This window comes from Pseudomonas sp. xss_2 (genome assembly GCF_043104195.1).
In the GTDB taxonomy this organism is placed as follows: Bacteria; Pseudomonadota; Gammaproteobacteria; order Pseudomonadales; family Pseudomonadaceae; genus Aquipseudomonas; species Aquipseudomonas urmiensis.
Map to the genome: position 1 here is coordinate 1 of NZ_JBICKL010000073.1, position 2,656 is coordinate 2,656.

Annotated in this window: 5 protein-coding genes; 2 read left to right on the forward strand and 3 right to left on the reverse strand. The window is 59.6% G+C overall.

Features of this window, described 5'->3' with window-relative positions; all coding sequences use genetic code 11:
- The first annotated feature begins 86 nt into the window (after positions 1–86).
- Positions 87–428: a zinc ribbon domain-containing protein YjdM gene (locus ACF8K2_RS18180; RefSeq protein ID WP_264234696.1), complete on the forward strand. Its 342-nt coding sequence runs from the start codon at positions 87–89 to the stop codon at positions 426–428.
- 149 nt (positions 429–577) lie between these two features.
- Positions 578–823, forward strand: coding sequence for a hypothetical protein (locus ACF8K2_RS18185; protein WP_186554231.1), 246 nt, complete (start codon positions 578–580; stop codon positions 821–823).
- Between the two features lie 86 nt (positions 824–909).
- On the opposite strand, the gene ACF8K2_RS18190 is transcribed toward ACF8K2_RS18185, so the two are convergent.
- The 3 genes from ACF8K2_RS18190 to ACF8K2_RS18200 form a co-directional block, all read right to left on the reverse strand.
- The gene (locus tag ACF8K2_RS18190) at positions 910–1,527 is read right to left on the reverse strand and encodes an FKBP-type peptidyl-prolyl cis-trans isomerase (protein WP_186554232.1); all 618 of its coding nucleotides are present in this window, start codon (positions 1,525–1,527) and stop codon (positions 910–912) included.
- Positions 1,528–1,613: 86 nt separating this feature from the next.
- Positions 1,614–1,919, reverse strand: coding sequence for a DUF6482 family protein (locus tag ACF8K2_RS18195; protein WP_186554233.1), 306 nt, complete (start codon positions 1,917–1,919; stop codon positions 1,614–1,616).
- Positions 1,920–2,055: 136 nt separating this feature from the next.
- Positions 2,056–2,544, reverse strand: coding sequence for a TIGR00645 family protein (locus ACF8K2_RS18200; RefSeq protein ID WP_186554234.1), 489 nt, complete (start codon positions 2,542–2,544; stop codon positions 2,056–2,058).
- Positions 2,545–2,656: the final 112 nt, after the last annotated feature.

Sequence of the window (2,656 nt, forward strand, 5' to 3'; positions counted from 1 at the left end):
GCGATTGCATTTGCACGCTCAACGCACATTTGCCAGACAAAACCTTATATAATGTGGGTTTTTACCCGTCTGTCCGAGGAACCGTAGTGAGCACTTTGCCACCCTGCCCCAAATGCAACTCCGAATACACCTACGAGGATGGCGCTCAGCTGATCTGCCCTGAATGCGCCCACGAGTGGTCGGCCAACGGCGAAGCCGAAGCGGCCAGCGATGACGTGGTGAAGAAGGATTCGGTGGGCAATGTCCTGCAAGATGGCGACACCGTCACCGTAATCAAGGACCTCAAGGTCAAAGGCTCGTCGCTGGTGGTCAAGGTCGGCACCAAGGTCAAGAACATCCGCCTGTGCGACGGCGATCACGACATCGATTGCAAGATCGATGGCATCGGCGCGATGAAGCTCAAATCCGAGTTCGTGCGCAAGGTCTGATCGCCCCTTCTTCGGGGCTGCCAGCCGGTGGCCCCGACAGATCCTGCAACAGGATCGAGTGACCGTTGGCGAAAAAACGCCAATAGACCCTTGCTATTTTGATAATAAGAATTATTCTCATTGGAAATTGCTATCCAAGGAGAATAGCCATGACTTATCTGATCGACGCCTGGCTGGACCGCCCCCACCCTTACCTGAGAATTCTTCATCGCGAGACCGGCGAAGTGTGCGCTGTGCTCGAGGAAGAAGCGTTGGATGAGCTGCGCGACCAGGGTGACCTGGATATGACTGGATTGAATTCGAGTGAGCCGGGGGTGCTCAAGGAGCTGGTGCGTAATTTGTTTCTGTTTTGCTATGCGCGGGCGTTGCGCCCTGGGGGCACAGACTGGAACTGAAACGCATCGCGGGGCAAGCCCGCTCCCACGAAGCTGCAATCCAGGCAGTGTGGGAGCGGGCGTGCCCCGCGATGTAAGCGCAGGTATTACAGAACGTCGAGGAGCTCGACGTCGAACACCAGTACGCTGTGCGGCGGGATGCTGCCAACGCCTTGGGCGCCGTAGGCCAGCTCGCTCGGCACGTACAGGCGCCATTTGCTACCAGCGTTCATCAGCTGCAGGGCTTCGGTCCAGCCAGCGATCACGCCGCCCACCGGGAATTCAGCCGGCTGGCCACGCTCGTAGGAGCTGTCGAACACGGTGCCGTCGATCAGGGTGCCGTGGTAGTGGGTACGCACGTTGTCTTCACGGGTCGGCTTGGCGCCTTCGCCCGCGGTCAACACTTCGAATTGCAGACCGGAAGCCAGGGTGGTGATGCCGTCACGCTTTGCGTTTTCAGCCAAGAATTCCAGGCCGGCAGCCGCAGCCAGCTCAGCCTTGGCGGCAGCTTCGGCTTGCATGATGTCGCGGATGGTCTTGAAGGCAGCCGACAGGTCAGCCTCGCTGACGCGGCTTTCTTTGCCGGCGAAAGCGTCGGTCAGGCCAGCCAGGATGGCTTCCAGGCTCACGCCTGGTGGTGGGTTGTCGCGCAGTTGGCCACCCAGCTGACGGCCGATACCGTAGCTGACGCGGGTTTCGTCGGTGGACAGATTGAGTTCGGACATTAGCTTGCTCCGCTGCAGGGCGCAGTGACGCCGCGCCCTTGATCAAAAGGGCGAGCAGCCTAGCACACTGCGGCGCAGCAGATCAGCTACCAGGCCGAGCGCGGCGAGATCGGCACCTTGAGGTCTTCTTCGGGATGATTGCCCATGCCACACATTTCGTCCTGCACCGACCAATGGATCAGGTTCATCGAGAGCAGCGGCATGGCCTGCAGCAAATGCCGCGCATCCTCGACCGAGCGCACCCGCAAGCGCTCGCCACGGTTGTCGGCCAGTGGATGGGCACGCCCGCGCACACGGGCCTCTAGCAGATAGTCGCCGCCTTCGATGGCGATCAGGTTGACTTCATCGACCCGGCCCGCCCTGGCCTCACCGTTCAGTTCATGCAGGTTCATGGGAGCACCTCGCTGGGGGAACCACGCGTGATCGCTCATCTTTTGTACAGCTGAAACAAAAGCACAAGGTTTAAACGCAACCGCCCGTCCGTTTTACAACGGACGGGCGGTTGTACAACCTCAACGCGCAGCGCGATCAGTGCTTGGTCAGCTTGTCCAGGTAGCCCATGACGAACGCCGAGATCACGAAGGTCATGTGGATGATCACGTACCACATCAGCTTGTCGGTGGAGATGTTCTGGGCATCCATGAACACCCGCAGCAGGTGGATCGAGGAGATCGCCACGATGGAGGCGGCAACCTTCATCTTCAGCGAGGAGGAGTCCATCTTGCCCAACCAGTTGAGCTTCTCCTTGCTGTCGTCGATGTCCAGCTGCGAGACAAAGTTCTCGTAGCCCGAGATCATCACCATCACCAGCAGGCCGCCGACCAGCGACATGTCGATCAGTGACAGGATCACCAGGATCAGGTCGGCCTCGCTCAGGGCGAAGACGTTAGGCAGGACGTGCAGGACTTCTTGGAAAAACTTCAGCGCCAGCGCCAGCAACCCCAGCGACAGGCCAAAGTAGATAGGGGCAAGCAACCAACGCGAGGCGTACATCGCGTTTTCGAGGATACGTTCCATGGAGGATAGAGACTCGTCAGGTGAGCGGAAAGCGAGGGCGAGTATAGCCAGCCACCTGTGACAGCAAAAGCCTGCGGCGGGTTGCCGCAGTTGCCAGGTCAGGGAACCGAGT

Coding starts and splice junctions, on each gene's coding strand:
- ACF8K2_RS18190 (WP_186554232.1), bottom strand. CDS start 1,527: ATGTCCGAACTCAATCTGTCCACCGACGAAACCCGCGTCAGCTACGGT.
- ACF8K2_RS18185 (WP_186554231.1), top strand. CDS start 578: ATGACTTATCTGATCGACGCCTGGCTGGACCGCCCCCACCCTTACCTG.
- ACF8K2_RS18200 (WP_186554234.1), bottom strand. CDS start 2,544: ATGGAACGTATCCTCGAAAACGCGATGTACGCCTCGCGTTGGTTGCTT.
- ACF8K2_RS18195 (WP_186554233.1), bottom strand. CDS start 1,919: ATGAACCTGCATGAACTGAACGGTGAGGCCAGGGCGGGCCGGGTCGAT.